At 65.3% G+C, this 17,575-nt stretch carries 16 protein-coding genes and 1 pseudogene; 8 read left to right on the top strand and 9 right to left on the bottom strand.

Annotated features, from left to right (window positions below; translation table 11 throughout):
* Positions 1 to 10: 10 nt before the first annotated feature.
* Positions 11 to 1,276, bottom strand: a complete 1,266-nt coding sequence (locus ABZ677_RS05630; RefSeq protein WP_037193116.1) for an aminotransferase class III-fold pyridoxal phosphate-dependent enzyme — start codon at positions 1,274 to 1,276, stop codon at positions 11 to 13.
* Positions 1,277 to 1,369: 93 nt separating this feature from the next.
* Between ABZ677_RS05630 and ABZ677_RS05625 the strand changes: the two genes are divergently transcribed.
* From ABZ677_RS05625 to ABZ677_RS05615, 3 genes are read left to right on the top strand one after another with little or no spacing between them, the layout of a single operon-like run.
* A complete protein-coding gene (locus ABZ677_RS05625) occupies positions 1,370 to 2,242 on the top strand; it encodes a ribokinase (RefSeq protein ID WP_358367303.1) in 873 nt (290 codons plus the stop codon).
* A complete protein-coding gene (locus tag ABZ677_RS05620; protein WP_037193118.1) occupies positions 2,239 to 2,700 on the top strand; it encodes a helix-turn-helix transcriptional regulator in 462 nt (153 codons plus the stop codon). Before ABZ677_RS05625 ends, ABZ677_RS05620 begins: the two co-directional genes overlap by 4 nt.
* Positions 2,701 to 2,709: 9 nt before the next feature.
* A complete protein-coding gene (locus ABZ677_RS05615) occupies positions 2,710 to 3,114 on the top strand; it encodes a VOC family protein (protein ID WP_358367300.1) in 405 nt (134 codons plus the stop codon).
* A 22-nt stretch (positions 3,115 to 3,136) separates the two neighbouring features.
* Here ABZ677_RS05615 and crcB (ABZ677_RS05610) read toward each other — a convergent pair whose 3' ends face one another.
* Complete coding sequence (crcB, locus tag ABZ677_RS05610) at positions 3,137 to 3,511, bottom strand: fluoride efflux transporter CrcB (protein WP_358367298.1); 375 nt, start codon at positions 3,509 to 3,511, stop codon at positions 3,137 to 3,139.
* Positions 3,508 to 3,951: a fluoride efflux transporter CrcB gene (crcB, locus tag ABZ677_RS05605; RefSeq protein ID WP_358367295.1), complete on the bottom strand. Its 444-nt coding sequence runs from the start codon at positions 3,949 to 3,951 to the stop codon at positions 3,508 to 3,510. Before crcB (ABZ677_RS05605) ends, crcB (ABZ677_RS05610) begins: the two co-directional genes overlap by 4 nt.
* Positions 3,952 to 4,034: 83 nt before the next feature.
* Here crcB (ABZ677_RS05605) and ABZ677_RS05600 point away from each other — a divergent pair, with 83 nt between their 5' ends.
* From ABZ677_RS05600 to ABZ677_RS05580, 5 genes and pseudogenes are all read left to right on the top strand, one after another.
* The gene (locus ABZ677_RS05600) at positions 4,035 to 6,152 is read left to right on the top strand and encodes a DEAD/DEAH box helicase (protein WP_358367292.1); all 2,118 of its coding nucleotides are present in this window, start codon (positions 4,035 to 4,037) and stop codon (positions 6,150 to 6,152) included.
* 104 nt (positions 6,153 to 6,256) lie between these two features.
* Positions 6,257 to 6,829: pseudogene (ectA, locus tag ABZ677_RS05595) on the top strand (diaminobutyrate acetyltransferase); the annotation flags it as partial.
* 48 nt (positions 6,830 to 6,877) lie between these two features.
* Complete coding sequence (gene ectB / locus ABZ677_RS05590) at positions 6,878 to 8,155, top strand: diaminobutyrate--2-oxoglutarate transaminase (protein ID WP_052058464.1); 1,278 nt, start codon at positions 6,878 to 6,880, stop codon at positions 8,153 to 8,155.
* A 40-nt stretch (positions 8,156 to 8,195) separates the two neighbouring features.
* Positions 8,196 to 8,594, top strand: a complete 399-nt coding sequence (locus tag ABZ677_RS05585; RefSeq protein WP_032379201.1) for an ectoine synthase — start codon at positions 8,196 to 8,198, stop codon at positions 8,592 to 8,594.
* Between the two features lie 130 nt (positions 8,595 to 8,724).
* Positions 8,725 to 9,564, top strand: a complete 840-nt coding sequence (locus ABZ677_RS05580; RefSeq protein WP_358367801.1) for a Sir2 family NAD-dependent protein deacetylase — start codon at positions 8,725 to 8,727, stop codon at positions 9,562 to 9,564.
* On the opposite strand, the gene proB is transcribed toward ABZ677_RS05580, so the two are convergent.
* The 6 genes from proB to ndk form a co-directional block, all read right to left on the bottom strand.
* On the bottom strand, positions 9,537 to 10,676 hold the full coding sequence (gene proB / locus ABZ677_RS05575) for a glutamate 5-kinase (RefSeq protein WP_170945984.1): 1,140 nt from the start codon (positions 10,674 to 10,676) through the stop codon (positions 9,537 to 9,539). The genes ABZ677_RS05580 and proB overlap by 28 nt on opposite strands.
* 2 nt (positions 10,677 to 10,678) lie before the next feature.
* Positions 10,679 to 12,130 (bottom strand): GTPase ObgE, encoded by a 1,452-nt coding sequence (gene obgE, locus ABZ677_RS05570; RefSeq protein WP_037193128.1) that lies wholly within the window; start codon positions 12,128 to 12,130, stop codon positions 10,679 to 10,681.
* A 174-nt stretch (positions 12,131 to 12,304) separates the two neighbouring features.
* Positions 12,305 to 12,568, bottom strand: coding sequence for a 50S ribosomal protein L27 (gene rpmA / locus ABZ677_RS05565; protein WP_032379202.1), 264 nt, complete (start codon positions 12,566 to 12,568; stop codon positions 12,305 to 12,307).
* 59 nt (positions 12,569 to 12,627) lie between these two features.
* Complete coding sequence (gene rplU / locus ABZ677_RS05560; RefSeq protein ID WP_032394581.1) at positions 12,628 to 12,939, bottom strand: 50S ribosomal protein L21; 312 nt, start codon at positions 12,937 to 12,939, stop codon at positions 12,628 to 12,630.
* A gap of 234 nt (positions 12,940 to 13,173) precedes the next feature.
* Positions 13,174 to 16,620 (bottom strand): translation initiation factor IF-2 N-terminal domain-containing protein, encoded by a 3,447-nt coding sequence (locus ABZ677_RS05555; RefSeq protein WP_358367287.1) that lies wholly within the window; start codon positions 16,618 to 16,620, stop codon positions 13,174 to 13,176.
* Between the two features lie 503 nt (positions 16,621 to 17,123).
* Complete coding sequence (ndk, locus tag ABZ677_RS05550; RefSeq protein ID WP_032394582.1) at positions 17,124 to 17,537, bottom strand: nucleoside-diphosphate kinase; 414 nt, start codon at positions 17,535 to 17,537, stop codon at positions 17,124 to 17,126.
* Positions 17,538 to 17,575 lie beyond the last annotated feature (38 nt).

Below are 17,575 nucleotides of genomic sequence, written 5' to 3'. Positions count from 1 at the left end.
GAAGCAGACGTCACAGCACGTTCTTCAGCGTGCGCGACAACGCGTCGAGGCCCTGCCGCATCTCGTCGTCGTTCACGATCAGCGCGGGAATGATCCGGACCACGTTGCCGAGCGCGCCGCAGGTGAGCAGCAACAACCCCTCGTCGATCGCACCCTGTTGCACGCGCAGGGCCGCCGCAGCATCGGGATTGCCTGCGCTGTCGACGAATTCGAGTGCCTGCATCAGGCCGAGTCCACGTGCATCACCGATGGCAGAGTGCTCGGACTTCAGTGCCAGCAGGCCGTCGAGCAGAACTCGGCCCTGCGCGGCAGCGTTGTCGACCAGACCTTCCTCACGCACGACGTCGAGCGTCGCGACACCCGCCGCAGCGGCGACGGCATTGCCGCCGTACGTGCCGCCCTGCGATCCGGGCCACGCCTTTCCCATCAGCTCGGTCGATGCCGCGATAGCCGAGATCGGAAAACCACTGGCAAGGCCCTTTGCGGTGATGACGATGTCGGGCGTGATCGTCGAATGCTGGTGGCCCCAGAACTTTCCGGTGCGTCCGACGCCGGCCTGAACCTCGTCGACGATGAGGACGATCCCGTGGGTGTCCGCCCGTTCGCGGAGTCCCTCGAGGAAAGCCGGAGGCGTGGGCAGGTAACCACCGTCACCGAGTACCGGTTCGATGATGAACGCAGCGGTATCGGCGGGACTGGACATCGTCATCAGCAGGTAGTCGAGTTCCTTGAGCGCGAAAGCGACTGCGGTGTCCATGTCCCAGCCGTACCGGAAGGCGTACGGGAACGGCGCGATGTGCACACCGCCCATGATCGGTGAGAATCCGGAGCGAAACTTGGTGCCCGCGGTGGTCAACGACGCGGCGGCCACCGTGCGTCCGTGGAATCCCCCGTGGAACGCGATGATGTTCGGCCGACCGGTCGCCATGCGCGCCAACCGAATCGATGCCTCGACGGCCTCCGAGCCGGAATTGGCGTAGAACACGCTGTCCAGCCCCGCGGGCAGCACCTCGCCGAGCTTGTCGGTCAGCGCCAGAAGTGGCTGATGCATGACGGTCGTGTACTGCGCGTGGATGATCTTGCCCACCTGCTCGCGGGCGGCCTCGACCACACGGGGATGGCAGTGCCCGGTACTGGTGACGCCGATACCGGTGGTGAAGTCGAGGTACTTGCGCCCGTCCGTGCCGATGATCCAGCTGCCCTTTCCGTGATCGACGACGATCGGGGTCGCCTGCTTGAGTGCCGGGCTGAGGTGAGTGCGAGTCGACGCTGTCATGCCTGTCATCGTCACTCACCGAATTAAGATTGTCAACAATCTGCAATTGGCAGTTCGAGGCGGGTGCAACCGTCGGAGCGATACAGTTCGTCGGTGTCCGCACCGAACCCCCGCATCGTCGTTCTCGGCAGCATCAACATGGACCTGATCACCCGGACGCCCTCCCTGCCCGATCCCGGCGAAACAGTGCTGGGCACATCGTTCACCACCTCACCGGGCGGCAAGGGCTCCAATCAGGCCATCGCCGCCGCCAAAGCCGGCGTGTCGGTGTCGTTCATCGGAGCGGTCGGCGACGACGAATTCGGTGTGACACTGCGACGCACACTGTCGAGCGCGGGCGTGGACGACCGCGCGCTGCGCACGGCGGCAGGTTCGAGCGGAATCGCCGCGATCACCGTCGACGATCACGCCGAGAACAGCATCGTCGTCGTCCCCGGGGCCAACGAACGCGTCCGAAAGCTCACCGACGACGATCTCGCCCTCATCTCCGACGCCGATATCCTGTTGTGTCAGTTGGAAATTCCGCTCGACACCGTGGTGACCGCATTCGAGTACGCACGCTCTCGGGGCGTGGTGACGATGCTGAACCCGTCACCGGTTCAGGATCTGCCCGACGCCCTGGTGGCGGCCACCGACGTGCTCGTGGTCAACGAAGCCGAGGAAACCCGTCTAGGACACAGCGTGAACGACGTGACGCACGTGATCACCACACTCGGAGCCAGAGGCGCTCGATACCGCGGCCCGGAGTCGTTCGAGGTCCCCGCTCCGCGCGTCGACGCCGTCGACACCACCGGGGCCGGCGACGCATTTGCCGGAGCACTGGCCGCATCCTGGTTCGACGGCCCGCGTGAGGCCGTCGAATGGGCCTGCGTTGCGGGATCTTTCGCCGCGACGAGGCCGGGTGCGAGCACGTCCTCGGGTACTCGCGACGACATCGATGCACTGCGAGATGCGGCCGCAGGATGAACGCCCCCGACCTCGAGGAGCTCCGACTTCTGCGCCGTGCGCGCGACCGGATGGATCGCGAGTTCGCCGAGCCACTCGACGTCCCGACTCTGGCCCGCACGGCACTGATGTCCACCGCCCACTTCGGTCGCCGCTTCCGCGAGGCCTACGGTGAGACGCCCTACGCACATCTGATGACTCGACGGATCGAACGCGCCAAGGCCCTGCTGCGCCGCGGCGATGTGACAGTCACCGAGGCGTGCTTCGCGGTGGGCTGTACCAGTCTCGGATCGTTCAGTTCGCGGTTCACCGAGATCGTCGGCGAGACACCGAGCGCGTACCGCGCCCGCGACCACCGTGACAGTCAGGCGGTCCCGACGTGTACGGCCATGATTCTGGGGCGTCCGATGCGGGGCAGCAGCGTCACCGCCACCGAACCGAGCAGAATCGAAGAAGCGTCGACGGCCGGGGCGTCCTAGCCTTTCCCCATGAATATTTCACTGAGCCACGTACACGTCTACACCGCCGACCCCGATGCCTCGTTGGCGTTCTACCGCGATGCCCTGGGATTGGAGGTCAAGAGCGAAGTCGCCAACGACGGCTACCGCTGGATCACTCTGTCTCCCAACGATCAACCCGAGATCGAGATCGTACTGTCGCAGCCCCACGCGGGCCGTTCGCAGGAACTCGGCGATCAGATCGCAGCCCTGCTCGCCAAGGGTGAGCTTCCGGGCCTGTTGTTTCGTGCCGACGACCTCGACGCGGCCTTCGAGAGAATCCGCGCGTCGGGCATTGCCGAGATTCTGCAGGAGCCGACGAGTCAGCCGTGGGGTGCGCGCGACGCCGCATTCCGTGACCCCGCCGGCAACATGGTGCGCGTCAGTCAGGCGTGAACTCGTCCTCGCATCGACCGTCCTACATCGACGACGCGAGCGCCAGGCCGCCTGCGCACGCGACTACGGACGCGAGCACGGTGACTGTCACGTTCACGGCGGCATCGCGTCGACGCCCCTGCTGTAGCAACCGCACGGTCTCGACACTCGCCGTGCTGAAGGTGGTGTACCCGCCGCAGAACCCGGTGCCGATGACGGCTTGAACGTCGGTGGAGCCGGCTCGGAACATCACCCATCCGGCCAGCACGCCCAGCAGGAACGAGCCGGACACGTTGATGCCGACCGTCGCCCAGGGAAAGCTCGTCCGTGCCGCGAGACGTGACTTCACTTCCGCATCGACGAAGAAGCGAAAGACTGATCCCAACCCGCCGGCCGCCGCAATCCACAGCGCGGTCATCGAATCACCTTGCCCGCCACAGCGATTCCAGCCCAGGCCGCAAGTATTCCGAGAATCACGCTGACCACGGCGTAGGCCAGTGCGAGCCCGGTGAACCCACCCCGAATCCCGTCCACGGTCTCGAGGGCGAAGGTGCTGTACGTGGTGAACGCGCCGCAGAAACCGGTACCGAGCAGCAACCGCAGCCTGCGCCTGACTCCTGCGTCGGGCCCGCCGCGAACCAGCGACTCGAGCAGCAGGCCCAGCACGAATGCGCCTGCGATGTTGATCCCGAAGGTCGCCGTCGGCCACTGCGATGCAGAATGCTGCAGTTGCTCCTCGATCACGTAGCGGACCGCCGTACCCACCGCTCCGCCTGCGAACACCACTGCCAGTGCCCACAGGTGACGGTGCACGGGTCCCTGGTCGGCCGGCATCGAATCGGAATCGGGATCGACCAACGCTGATCCTCTCGGGCTGCAGGGCCCGACCGTTTCCGACCGGGCCGCGGTTGATGTCGGATGCTTGCTGCACGATGGAGCCTATGACAACGACCACGGAGCCCACGACCGGGAACTTGCGCGAGAGCGCCGAGGAGTTGTTGCGCGAACTCGCCGGCCCCGATGCGGTGCTGCGGGAAGACCAGTGGACGGCCATCGAGGCCCTCGTGGTGCACCGGCGGCGGGCGCTGGTGGTCCAGCGGACCGGTTGGGGCAAGTCGGCGGTCTACTTCATCGCGGCGAAGCTGCTGCGCGCGCAGGGCCTGGGTCCGACCGTGATCGTCTCGCCACTGTTGGCGCTGATGCGTAACCAGGTTGCCTCCGCCGAGCGGGCAGGTGTCCGAGCGGCCACCATCAACTCCGGAAACATGACCGAATGGGACGACATTCATCAGCAGGTCAACTCCGGTGAACTCGACGTGCTGCTGGTCAGTCCGGAGCGATTGAACAATCCCGATTTCCGCGATCAGGTGTTGCCGTCCCTGGCCGGGGACGCCGGCCTCGTCGTGGTCGACGAAGCTCACTGTGTCTCCGACTGGGGCCACGACTTTCGACCCGACTACCGACGTATCAGAACCCTGATCGCCGAGCTGCGCGACGGTATCCCGGTACTCGCGACCACGGCGACGGCGAACGACCGCGTGGTGGACGATGTCGCGGCGCAGCTGGGTGTCGGCGGCGGCGACACGCTCGTACTGCGCGGTGGGCTCGCACGCGACTCTCTGCGCATGGCGGTGGTGAAGATCGACAACGCCACCGAACGGGCGGCGTGGCTCGGCGATCACCTGAAGACGCTGCCCGGGTCGGGGATCATCTACACGCTGACCGTCTCGGCGGCCAAGGACCTCGCGGCGCTGCTCACCGACCAGGGCCACGTCGTGGCGTCGTACACCGGGCAGACGGACCCGACCGAGCGCGAATCGCTCGAGGGTGACCTGCTGGCCAACCGCGTCAAGGCCCTGGTCGCGACGTCCGCACTGGGCATGGGCTTCGACAAGCCAGATCTCGGCTTCGTCGTGCACATGGGGGCACCGTCGTCTCCTATTTCGTACTACCAGCAGGTCGGCCGAGCCGGACGCGCGACCGAGCGAGCCGATGTGGTGCTGCTTCCCGGTCACGAGGATCGGCAGATCTGGAGCTACTTCGCGTCCGTCGCATTCCCCCGCGAGCATTTGGTACGGCAGGTCATCGATGCCTTGAACACCGACAAGGCCCAGTCGACCCAGGCGTTGGAACCTCTCGTCGAGCTGGGTCGCAGCAGGCTCGAGATGGTGCTGAAGGTTCTCGACGTCGACGGCGCTGTCAGACGCGTTCGTGGCGGTTGGATGGCGACCGGCGAGCAATGGACGTACGACGCGGCCCGCTACGAGCGTCTCGAAGAGGCCAGAGACCGCGAACAGCAGGCCATGATCGACTACCAGGGCACCGACGGCTGCCGGATGGAGTTCCTGCGGAGGCAACTCGACGACCCGGATCTGGGCGCACCCGGTAGCGAGTCCGACAGATGCGGGCGGTGCGACAACTGCACGGGTGAGCACTTGTCGGCATCGGTGGATGCGGCCTCGGTCGACTCGGCGAGGGCACGACTGGATCGGCCGGGTATAGATCTGCAGCCCAGAAAGCAGTGGCCCAGCGGGATGAAGAAGCTGGGCGTCTCGCTCTCGGGCAAGATTGCCGATCCCCACGAACCCGGGCGCGTACTGGGCCGGCTCACCGATCTGGGCTGGGGCAGCCGATTGCGTACCTTGCTCGATGCACCCGATGCTCCGGCCACGGACGCGCTCGAGAAGGCGTGCATCAACGTGCTCGCCAACTGGGATTGGAAGCAGCGGCCCACTGCAGTTCTGGCTCTCGACTCCCCTACTCATCCGCTCCTGGTGCGGTCGATCGCCGCGCGTTTGGCATCCATCGGCAAATTGCAGGATCTCGGGGTGATGCAGGTCAGGCCCGGTCACCCGCCGGTATCGGCCGCCAATTCGGCGTTTCGGGTCGCCGGGCTGGTGGACTCGTGGGACGTTCCGGACGTATCGTCCGTGACAGGGCCGATTCTGTTGATCGATCTGGTGACCGATACCGGGTGGACATTCACCTGCGCCACGTCGGTTCTGAGATCTGCGGGTGCCCAGGCGGTACTGCCGTTCGCTCTGGCGACACCGAAATAGGTGTCGATCCGAAGTGGGTGGTTTGAATTTCGCGGCTGCGGGTACAGCCTGCCGGGCAACAACAACGTGACCAGCCTCACATTCGGCGGTTAACCTGGGGAAGCATGTCCGATTCCGGGGTCGATTTCCCGGCGCACTCGATATGCCTGGGCGACCTTGTTACGTTTGTATTTCCTATGAAGCCCGCATTGCTGAGAGGTACCCCACTCACTGCGCCGGACGCAGTGAAGTTTCGTAAGCCACAGATCTCCGACGGAGTCCGGCTCTGGGAGATCGCAAGAGATTCGCGAGTTCTGGATCTCAATTCCAGCTACTCGTACGTGTTGTGGTGCCGTGATTTCGCGGCCACCACCGTCGTATCCGACATCGACGGCCGCGCAGTCGGTTTCGTCACCGGATACATCCGCCAAGACGCCCCGCGCACACTGTTCGTGTGGCAGGTCGCCGTGGATGCGGACCAGCGTGGCAAGGGACTTGCCGGTCGCATGCTGATGGAGCTGCTCGACCGCCTCGAGCCACAGGGCATCACGCATCTCGAAACGACGATCAGCCCGGACAACGAAGCGTCGATCGCAACCTTCACGAGCCTCGCACGCAAGCGAGGCACCGATATCGTCAGGTCGGATTTGTTCGCGCCCAACGATTTCCCTGATAGCCACGAAGCCGAGGAGCTCTACACAGTAGGCCCCGACGCGTCGCGGAATTACGAAAGGAACAAGCAGAACATGACCGAAAAGAACACCGTGACAACAGAGAAGCCCGATGTATTCGAGACCGTCGAGTCCGGCGTGCGCAGCTACAGCCGCCAGTGGCCCGCCGTGTTCACCACCGCGAAGAACTCGGTCATCACCGACGAGAACGGCAACGACTACCTCGACTTCTTCGGTGGCGCAGGAGCACTCAACTACGGCCACAACAACGACATGATCAAGAGCGCGCTGGTCGATTACATCACCAGCGATGGCATCACCCACGGTCTCGACATGTCCACCGTCGCCAAGCGCGAGTTCCTCGAGTCGTTCAAGAAGAACATCCTCGACCCCCGCGGGCTGGACTACAAGGTTCAGTTCCCCGGACCGACGGGCACCAACACCGTCGAGGCAGCGCTCAAGCTCGCTCGCAAGGTCACCGGGCGCGAGGCGATCATCAACTTCACCAACGCATTCCACGGCATGACACTCGGCGCGTTGTCGGTCACCGGCAACTCGATGAAGCGAGCTGGCGCCGGAATCCCATTGGTGCACACCACTCCGATGCCGTACGACAACTACTTCGGCGGCGTCACCGAGGACTTCCAGTGGTTCGAGCGCGTTCTCGACGACTCGGGCAGTGGCTTCAACCGTCCGGCCGCGGTGATCGTGGAGACCATCCAGGGCGAGGGCGGAATCAACGTCGCGCGCCCGGAGTGGTTGCGCGCGTTGGCCGAGCTGTGCTCGCGACGTGAGATCCTGTTGATCGTCGACGACGTGCAGATGGGCTGCGGACGCACCGGCCAGTTCTTCTCGTTCGAGGAAGCCGGCATCACCCCGGACATCGTCACGCTGTCCAAGTCCATCGGCGGCTACGGCATGCCGCTGGCGCTGACACTGTTCAAGCCCGAGCTGGACGTCTGGGCACCGGGCGAGCACAACGGCACCTTCCGCGGCTTCAACCCGTCGTTCGTCACGGCGAAGGCAGCCATCGACCACTACTGGTCCGACGACAAGTTCGAGAAGGAAACCCTCGCCAAGGGCGAGCACATCCAGGATCGATTCATCAAGCTGTGCGCAAAGTTCGACGGCATCTCGACCCGCGGTCGCGGCATGGTTCAAGCCTTGGTGTTCGACGATGCCGAGTTGGCGGGCAAGGTGTCTCAGCTGTGCTACGACGAGCGTCTGCTCGTCGAGACCGCAGGACCGAAGGACGAGGTCGTCAAGCTTCTTCCCCCGTTGACCACAACGATCGACGAGCTCGATCGTGGCCTGGACATCATCGAAAGTGCCGTTGCGAAGGTCCTGTCCTAGAGACCCGTTCGCACGCACCGATATCGAAGGAGGACATCGAATGATCGTTCGTACCACGCAGGAGATCACCGGCACCGACCGCGACATCTCGAGCGAAGACGGCAACTGGCGCAGCAAGAGAATCATTCTCGGCGGCGACAAGGTCGGATTCTCGTTCCACGAGACCACGATCCAAGCGGGCACGGTGAACAACTTCCACTACGCCAACCACGTCGAGGCCGTCTGGCTGATCGAAGGCGAGGGAACGCTCACCGACCGTGAGACCGGCGAGACCTACGAGCTCGGTGCGGGATCGATGTACCTGCTCAACGGGCACGAGCGGCACACCGTCGAGCCGCGTACTCAGATGCGCATGCTCTGCGTGTTCAATCCTCCCGTCGTAGGTAACGAGACGCACGACGAGAACGGCGTGTACCCCCTCGTCGAGGTACCCGCGTAACACCAGCACGTCCTCACGGCCCGCACCGACGCATTCCACGTCCGTGCGGGCCGTCGACGTCGGTACGGTGCTCATCCGGCGACGGGTCGCTACCCTGGACGAAGTGAATGCATCCCCTGTGTCCGCGGCCCTGTACGAGCAACTGACTTCCCTGCTCGACGGCAGGACCGTCACCGTCGTCAGCGGCGCAGGCATGTCCACCGACTCCGGGATTCCCGATTACCGCGGTCCGCAGTCACCTCCGCGCAACCCGATGACGTTCCAACAGTTCATCGGTGACGCCGAATTCCGTCGGCACTACTGGGCACGCAACCACGTCGGGTGGCGACACATGGACGCGGCGGTGCCCAACGAGGGCCACCGAGCACTCGCCCGACTCGAACGGGCGGGCGTCGTCACCGGCATAGTCACCCAGAACGTCGACATGCTGCACACCAAGGCAGGCAGCCGACACGTCATCGACCTGCACGGCGTCTATGCCCGAGTTCGCTGCCTGAGCTGCGAGCGACTGATCTCGCGTTTCGAGCTGGATCGCCGACTCGATCGTGCCAACCCCGGCTTCCTCGAGTCGGTTGCGCCTGCGGACGGCGTCGAGATCGCCCCCGATGCCGACGCGATCATTTCCTCGACCGAGCACTTTCGAATGGTCGACTGCGAATCATGTTCGGGGATACTGAAACCCGATATCGTCTACTTCGGTGAGAGCGTGCCCAAACCGCGCGTGGCCGAGGCATACGATCTCGTCGACCGAAGCGACGCGCTGCTGGTACTCGGATCCTCGCTGACCGTGATGTCGGGCTTGCGTTTCGTCAGGCACGCGTCCAAGACTTCGAAGCCCATCGTCATCGTCAACCGCGGTACCACCCGCGGCGACGAATTCGCTTCTCTCACGGTGCATGCCGGCTGCTCGGAGGTGGCGACCGCGCTGGCCGACGATTTGGATCAGGCCGGAACCAGATCGTCGGCGTGAACCACCGGGCGCTGTAGCTCCGCGGCCAACTCCCCTGTCGACCGCCCGAGCATCCCGGCCAGCTCGCCCGAGTCGTACGCGACGACTCCGCGAGCCACCAGCACGCCGACGTGGTCGACCAACGAGACCACGTCGCCGCCGTGGAAGGATCCCGTCACCGATGTGATGCCGGCGGACAACAACGATCGTCGCCGCTCCACCACCGCACGTACGGCCCCCGCGTCGAGGTGCAGTTCTCCCGCAGCATCGGCGGCATGACGGACCCAGAACTTGCGCGCCGACAACCGCGTCGGCCGGGCCGCGAAAGCGGTACCCACCGCGGACGTCGTCAGCGCATGAGCAGCATCGGATGCCGCGGCCAGCAGGACTGGAACACCCGCGTCCGCCGCGAGACGCGCAGCGGACAGCTTGGACGCCATTCCGCCGGTGCCGAGTGCTCCTCCCGAACCGGCGACGACGCCGTCGAGATCCTCGGGGCTGGTCACCTCCGGGATCAGTGTCGCCTTCCCCTTGCGGGGATCACCGTCGTACAACCCGTCCACGTCCGAGAGCAGGAACAGTGCGTCCGCACCGACGAGGTGGGCAACCAGAGCAGCCAGGCGATCGTTGTCGCCGAACCGGATCTCCGCGGTGGCGACCGTGTCGTTCTCGTTGACGATGGCCACGGCACCGAGCGATCGCAGCCGGTCGAGGGTGCGCTGAGCATTGCGATGGTTGGTTCGCCGCGCGATGTCCTCGGCTGTCAGCAGAACCTGTCCGACCGTGCGCCCGTACCGATGGAACGACGAGCTCCACGCATGAACCAGGGCGAGCTGACCCACGCTCGCTGCGGCCTGTTTGGTCGCCAGGTCTCGTGGACGCTTGGTCAGGCCCAGCGGTGCCATCCCTGCGCCGATCGCACCGGAGGACACGACCACCACGTCGGTGCCGCTACGCATCCGCGATTCGATGGCGTCGGCGAGCAGATCGAGTCGACCCAGATCCAGACCGGTGTCGAGGCTGGTGAGCGCCGAGGAACCGATCTTGACCACGATGCGCTTGGCGTCGGCGATCGTGCGACGGGTATCGGTGAGAGCCTCTGCGAGCGAATCGGATTCACGCACCGCCACCACGTCTACTCCTGTTCGGTATCGAGCCCGCGACGTACCTGGCGGGCATGCTTGCGTTCGGATGCGCCGATGCGCTCGACCTGATCGAGACGGGCATCGGTACCACGGCCTGTCATCGTGATCTCGACACCGGCCGGAGTCTGCGGTTCCCAGTCGAACGACACGTCGCCGATGGTGACCGAAGCACCGGGCTGAGCACCGGCCTTGATCAGCGCATCCTCGACTCCGAGCCGCGCGAGACGGTCGGCGAGGTAGCCGACGGCCTCGTCGTTGGTGAACTGCGTCTGGCGCACCCACCGCTCCGGTCGGGTTCCGCGAACGATGAAGCCGTCCGGGATGTCCGGATCCTTGACGACCTTGAAGCTGTCGTCGTTCCGAGCGACCGGGCGCAGCACCTGACGCCGCGGCTCGGGAGCCGGATGCGCAGTGCGGTACTCCTCGACGAGCTTCGCCAACGCGAACGTCAGCGGCTTGAGACCGGCACGCGTCACTGCAGAGATGGTGTACACGGGCCAGCCACGGGACTCGAACTCGGCGGTGACCATCTCGGCGAGCTCGGCACCCTCCGGAATGTCGGCCTTGTTCAACACCACGATGCGGGGCCGATCGGCCAGATCGCCGAGGCTGGCATCCCCGGACAGAGCCGGCTTGTACGCGGCCAACTCGGCTTCGAGGGCGTCGACGTCGGAGATCGGATCACGGCCGGGATCCAGTGTGGCGCAGTCGACGACGTGTGCGAGAACGGCACAGCGTTCGAGGTGACGCAGGAAGTCGAGACCGAGACCTCGGCCCTGGCTCGCTCCGGGGATCAACCCGGGAACGTCGGCGACGGTGAAGGTGGTGTCTCCGCTGGAGACCACTCCGAGGTTGGGCACCAGTGTGGTGAAGGGGTAATCGGCGATCTTCGGCTTCGCTGCGGACAGCACCGAGACCAGCGACGACTTACCGGCCGACGGAAAACCGACGAGGCCCACATCGGCGACGGACTTGAGTTCGAGGACGAGCTCGCGCTCGATACCCTCTTCGCCGAGTAGCGCGAACCCCGGCGCCCGCCGAGCCTTCGATGCGAGAGCAGCGTTGCCGAGGCCACCGCGGCCGCCCGGAGCGGCATCGAAACGTGTTCCCTCGCCGATCATGTCGGCGAGCACGTTGCCCTTCTTGTCCAGGACGACGGTGCCGTCGGGGACCTTGAGAATCAGGTCCTCGCCGTTGGCACCCTCACGGTTGCCACCCATGCCCTGAGTTCCGTTGCCTGCCTTGGCATGGCTGGAGAAGTGGAAGTCGAGCAAGGTGTGGACGTTGCTGTCGACGACGAAGACGACTCCGCCGCCCTGTCCTCCGTTACCACCGTCCGGGCCACCGAGAGGCTTGAACTTTTCGCGGTGAACCGAAGAGCAGCCGTTGCCACCTTTGCCGGCGCTGACGTGCAGCACCACGCGGTCGATGAATCGTGACATAGCTGTCTTCGATCCTTTCTGAAAGAAAAAGCGGGGAAAAAACACGATAGGGGCGGACCGGTCTCATGACCCTGGTCCGCCCCTATCGGGAGCTGTGAACGTACGCCCTGGATGGTCGACTCGAGCAGTTGCCCGGTCGCGTCGGCCATCGTGAGCGCGAGCGCTGCAGAAGGACTAGGCCTCTACAGCGACCGGAACGATGTTCACGGTCTTGCGACCGCGCTTGGCACCGAATTCGACTGCGCCCGGGGCCAGTGCGAACAAGGTGTCGTCGCCGCCACGGCCGACGTTGACGCCGGGGTGGAAGTGCGTGCCGCGCTGACGAACCAGGATCTCGCCTGCGCCTACGGTCTGGCCGCCGAAGCGCTTGACGCCAAGGCGCTGAGCGTTCGAGTCGCGACCGTTACGGGAGCTTGATGCACCCTTCTTATGTGCCATGTTGCATACCCTCCTCGGGGTGAATCAGCTTGGAAGAACGCGGGTCTGGAAAGACCTGGTTACTTGATGCCGGTGACCTTGAGGACAGTGAGCTTCTGCCTGTGTCCCTGACGCTTGTGGTATCCGGTCTTGTTCTTGAACTTGTGGATGCGGATCTTCGGGCCCTTGGTGTGCTCGACGATCTCACCGGCGACCGAGATCTTCGCCAGCTTGTCTGCATCTGTGGTCAGGTCGGATCCGTCTACGACGAGGACCGGAGCAAGCGAGACAGCAGTGCCGGGCGCTCCCTCGATCTTCTCGACCTTGACGAGGTCACCAACAGCGACCTTGTACTGCTTTCCGCCGGTCTTGACGATCGCGTACGTTGCCATCGGAGGGCTACCCCTTGCTTCTTCGAACTTGCTCGCGTTGCGCATGGCAACACGACTGGTCTGGTAAAACGTGTTTGCTTGCTCCCTATCGGCCGGCCGGGATGATGATCATCTCGACCCGCTCGAGAACCGTTGTTTCCTACAGGACCACTACGGCACAGCAGAACGGTGTCACCGGGAGCGACTTATCAAGGTTACGGCAGAGAGACGGCCAGGGTCAAACTGCCTGAACTGCTAGGCATCGATGTCCACCGGAGGACCTGCAGGCCGCGCTGCTGCGCGCCGTCTGCGAGGCCGTGCTGCGGGCACGTCCACCGGCTCCACGGGCTGATCGGCCGCCGCCGTGAGCGGTGCCGACGCCTCGTCGGGTGCAGCCCCGGGCTGGTCGGAAGACGTGGTGTCCACCGAATCCTCCGTGGCAGGTACGACGATGACCATGCCCGCGTCGGGCGCAGTGCCGGTGGGCGCGGCAGCCTTGCGTGCCACCCGCCGTCCGCGTCGAGCCTTCGGTGCCACCGGCACCGACGGCTCGTCGGAGGGCTGATCGGTCCGAGTCTCGGTGGCCTCGTCGGCTGCCGTGACGTTCGTCTCCGCGTCGGCCACCGCTGCGGCCGCTACCTGTACATCATCGGCGGAGACCACGGTCACCACGGCGTCGCCGTCGGGTGCTTCGGCCGGTGCCTGTGTCTCGACATCGGCGGGGCTGACGTCGGCCACCACGTCGTCGTGATGCGCCGCCATGGCCAGTGCCACCGGATGCGCTCGTTTGATCGACGGATCGACCACGGGGTGATCATGTCCGTCTGCCCGATCGTTCGAGGAAGCCCGATCGTTGCCGTCCGTCCGGTCGTTGCCGTCGGCCTTGTTGTCCTTGCCACGTCGACGCCTGCTGCTCGTCCCCGAGTTGCTGGACTCCGCACGCGACGAGTTCGACCGACCGCCGTCGTTGTCCGGCTTGGCGTCGATGGGGAACGGGTGCACGACGATGCCGCGACCCTGGCAGTGCTCGCACGTGGTGGAGAACGCCTCGACGAGCCCCGTACCGAGCTTCTTGCGGGTCATCTGCACCAGTCCGAGCGAGGTCACCTCGGAGACCTGATGGCGAGTCCGGTCGCGTCCGAGGGACTCGGTGAGGCGCCGCAGTACGAGATCGCGGTTGGACTCGAGCACCATGTCGATGAAGTCGACGACGATCATGCCGCCGATGTCTCGCAGACGCATCTGGCGAACGACTTCCTCGGCCGCCTCGATGTTGTTGCGGGTAACCGTCTCTTCGAGGTTGCCGCCCGAACCGGTGAACTTGCCGGTGTTGACGTCGACGACGGTCATCGCCTCGGTGCGATCGATCACCAGGGTGCCGCCCGAGGGCAGCCAGACCTTGCGATCGAGAGCCTTGGCCAGCTGCTCGTCGATGCGATGCGCAGCGAAGACGTCGACCGAACTGCCGTCGGCCTCGTATCGGTGCAGCCGCTCCATCATGTCCGGGGCCACGGTCTCGACGTAGTTGGACGTCGTCGTCCATGCCTTGTCGCCCTCGATGACGAGCTTGGAGAAGTCCTCGTTGAACAGGTCTCGGATGACCTTGACCAGCATGTCGGGCTCTTCGTACAGCGTCTGTGGTTGCACGCCCTTGCCGGTTTCGGCGTTGGCCGAGCGTTCTTCGATGCTGGCCCACTGCGCCTGCAGGCGAGTCACGTCACGTGCGAGCTCTTCTTCGCTGACGCCCTCCGCTGCGGTGCGGATGATGACGCCTGCCTCGGGAGGCACGATGTCGCGGAGGATCTCCTTGAGCCGCTTGCGCTCGGTATCGGGCAGCTTGCGGCTGATGCCGGTGGAGCTTCCACCGGGCACGTAGACGAGGAAGCGACCGGCGAGCGACAGCTGCGTCGTCAGGCGAGCACCCTTGTGTCCCACCGGGTCCTTGCTGACCTGGACGAGAACCTGATCGCCCGGCTTGAGGGCCTGCTCGATCTTGCGCGCGCTTCCGCCGAGACCGGCGGCGTCCCAGTTGACCTCGCCTGCGTACAGCACACCGTTACGGCCACGGCCGATGTCGATGAACGCTGCTTCCATGCTGGGCAGCACGTTCTGAACGCGGCCCAGGTAGACGTTGCCGACCATCGACGCGGTGGCACTGCTGGTGACGAAATGCTCGACCAACACGCCGTCTTCGAGCACGGCAACCTGTGTGGTCAGCGGGTGATCCGGTGTCGCTTTCTCGCGCACGACCATGACGCGGTCCACGGATTCGCGGCGCGCCAGGAACTCGGACTCGGTGAGGATCGGCGGCCGACGACGGCCGGCATCGCGCCCGTCGCGGCGGCGCTGACGCTTGGCCTCGAGACGCGTCGAGCCGGTGATTCCCTGGACCTCGTCCCGGGGTGCCCGACTCTTGTTGCGCGGCTCACGCTCGTGCACGACCGTGTTGGGCGGATCGTCCTCGGACGACGCGCCCTCGGCAGCGGCCTCGGCTCCGGTCTTGCGCCGACGACGGCGACGGCGACGGCGGCTGGAGCCGTCTCCGTCCGAACCACCGTTGTCGGAGTCGTCGTAGTTGTCCTGGGCACCCGAATCGGACTCGTCGTCGTCCTCGGCCGAGGAGTCTGCGGTGCGGCTGTCGTCGGAGGAGTCGGACGAATCCGAGTTCTGCCGGTCCGAGGCACGGCTGCGAGTGCGTGATCGACGCGAACGTCGTCCCGAGTTCGACTGCTGCTCGTCACTTGACGAGGACTCGTCCGAGTCTGCGCTGCCGTTCGAGTCCGCCTCGGTCGACTCTTCGGTGTCGGAGTCGTCTCCGGAATCGTCGTTCGAGTTCTCGTCGTTCGAGTTGTCGTCGTTCGAGTTGTCGTCGTTCGAGTTCTCGTCCGAGGACTGCTCGCCGCGACCACGGCCGCGGCCACGGCGGCCACGACGACGGCGTCGAGGCTGAGATTGATCGTCGTCGCCGTCACCGTCGGTCGAGCTCTCGGCCGCGGCCGAGCCGTCGGCCTCGGGAGAGAAGGACCGGTCGGTCGAGACGGCAGAGATCTCCGGCGCACCGGTCTCCGGCGCCACTGCGGACTCGCTGCTGTCGGTGTCAGCGCTGCTCTCGGTGTTCGCGACCTCGTCCTTGGGCGCGGCCTTGCGGCTGCGGCGACGCCGAGCCGGGGGCTCGGTCGGTGACTCCGTCGATTCCGTTGCCGGGGCATCCACGGCGGCGGGCTGCAGAAACAGTGGGGTGGCGAACGTCGTCGCGGTGGGCTGGTCGGCCGTTGCCTCGGGCTCGGCAGCCTGCTGCTCCGGAGCCGGCGCGTTGGTGAACAGCTGCGGCTCGGACCACGGAAGCTCGCCTGCGGGCTCATCGGCATCGGGCACCGGAGTCGGCTCGGCAACCGACGAATCGACCGTCGGCGCTGCGGGGGCGTTGACCGAATCGCGAACGGACTCCGCAACGTCACGGCTCAGGCTCGACTGAGCGCTGCGCGCTTCGATGCCGAGCTCACCGAGGGTGACCAGCAACTGTTTGCTGGTGACACCCAGAATCTTGGCCAGTGCGTGAACACGCAGCCTGGTCGGCAGCTCGATGGTGTCGGGTTGTACCGACGACACCGTGTCGGTTTCCGCAGACGACACCGCGCCGGAGGGCTCCGTACGATCTGCGTTTGCGTTCTGTACATCTTCGGGCGGGCTTTGATCGGCCACGTAGTCTCCTCGGGCCCCCGGGCGCGTCCATCCGACTTCGGGTGTGACGCGGCCACGCGAGGGCAATCCTTGTGTACTCACGTCGGGTTGGACGTCAGCTGTTCGGTCTCGCTCCGCACCCGAGCCGATGACCACTTCGTAGTTCTCGATGGTCGACGACAGCGTGTGCAGTGCCTGGCTGGATGGTGGTGTACCGGCGATCCGAGCGCCTGATCATCAAGCAAGAACGCGAACGAGCCTGTCTCTCGTTCGAGCATCTGCGATGACGGGCAGCGGATAGACGACAGTCATCCGATCGAATCCACGACACCGGTCTAGCGAACTTCGGTGAAGCCTGGGCTTCGGGTGGAGCGTGAAACCTGTACCTACTGGCGACGTGGAGTCGATCTGTTGTCGAGTATCCCACACGCTGTGATGCGTACTCGCCACGCCGCACCGATCGGGTTCCGAGCGGATGCGGCGTGACGACGAGAACGCTGCTTTTTCTGTCGAGGGTGGAACGGTCAGGCGAGACCGGGGAACCAGAGTGCGATCTCGCGCTCGGCCGATTCCACGGAATCCGATCCGTGTACCAGGTTCTGCTGACCGTCCAGCGCGAGGTCACCGCGGATGGTGCCGGGAACCGCCTTGGCCACGGGATCGGTACCGCCTGCGATCTGGCGGAACGCAGCGATGGCGCGGGGGCCTTCGAGTACCGCGGCCACCACCGGTCCGGACGTGATGAACTCGAGAAGTTCGGGGAAGAACGGCTTGCTCTCGTGCTCCGCATAGTGAGCCGAGGCCAATTCGCGGGAGACGGTCTTGAGCTCGAGTGCGACGATGCTCAGACCCTTCTTCTCCACGCGGCCGAGGATCTCTCCTACGTAACGCCGGGCAACTCCGTCGGGCTTGATCAGTACAAGGGTGCGGTCGGTCACGTCGACGACACTAATGGAACACGGCGATGCGGCGCGCG

Origin of the sequence: Rhodococcus sp. NPDC006774, from assembly GCF_040636045.1 — a bacterium.
Classification (GTDB): Bacteria; Actinomycetota; Actinomycetes; order Mycobacteriales; family Mycobacteriaceae; genus Rhodococcoides.
This window is presented reverse-complemented; position numbering and strand designations above follow the sequence as displayed.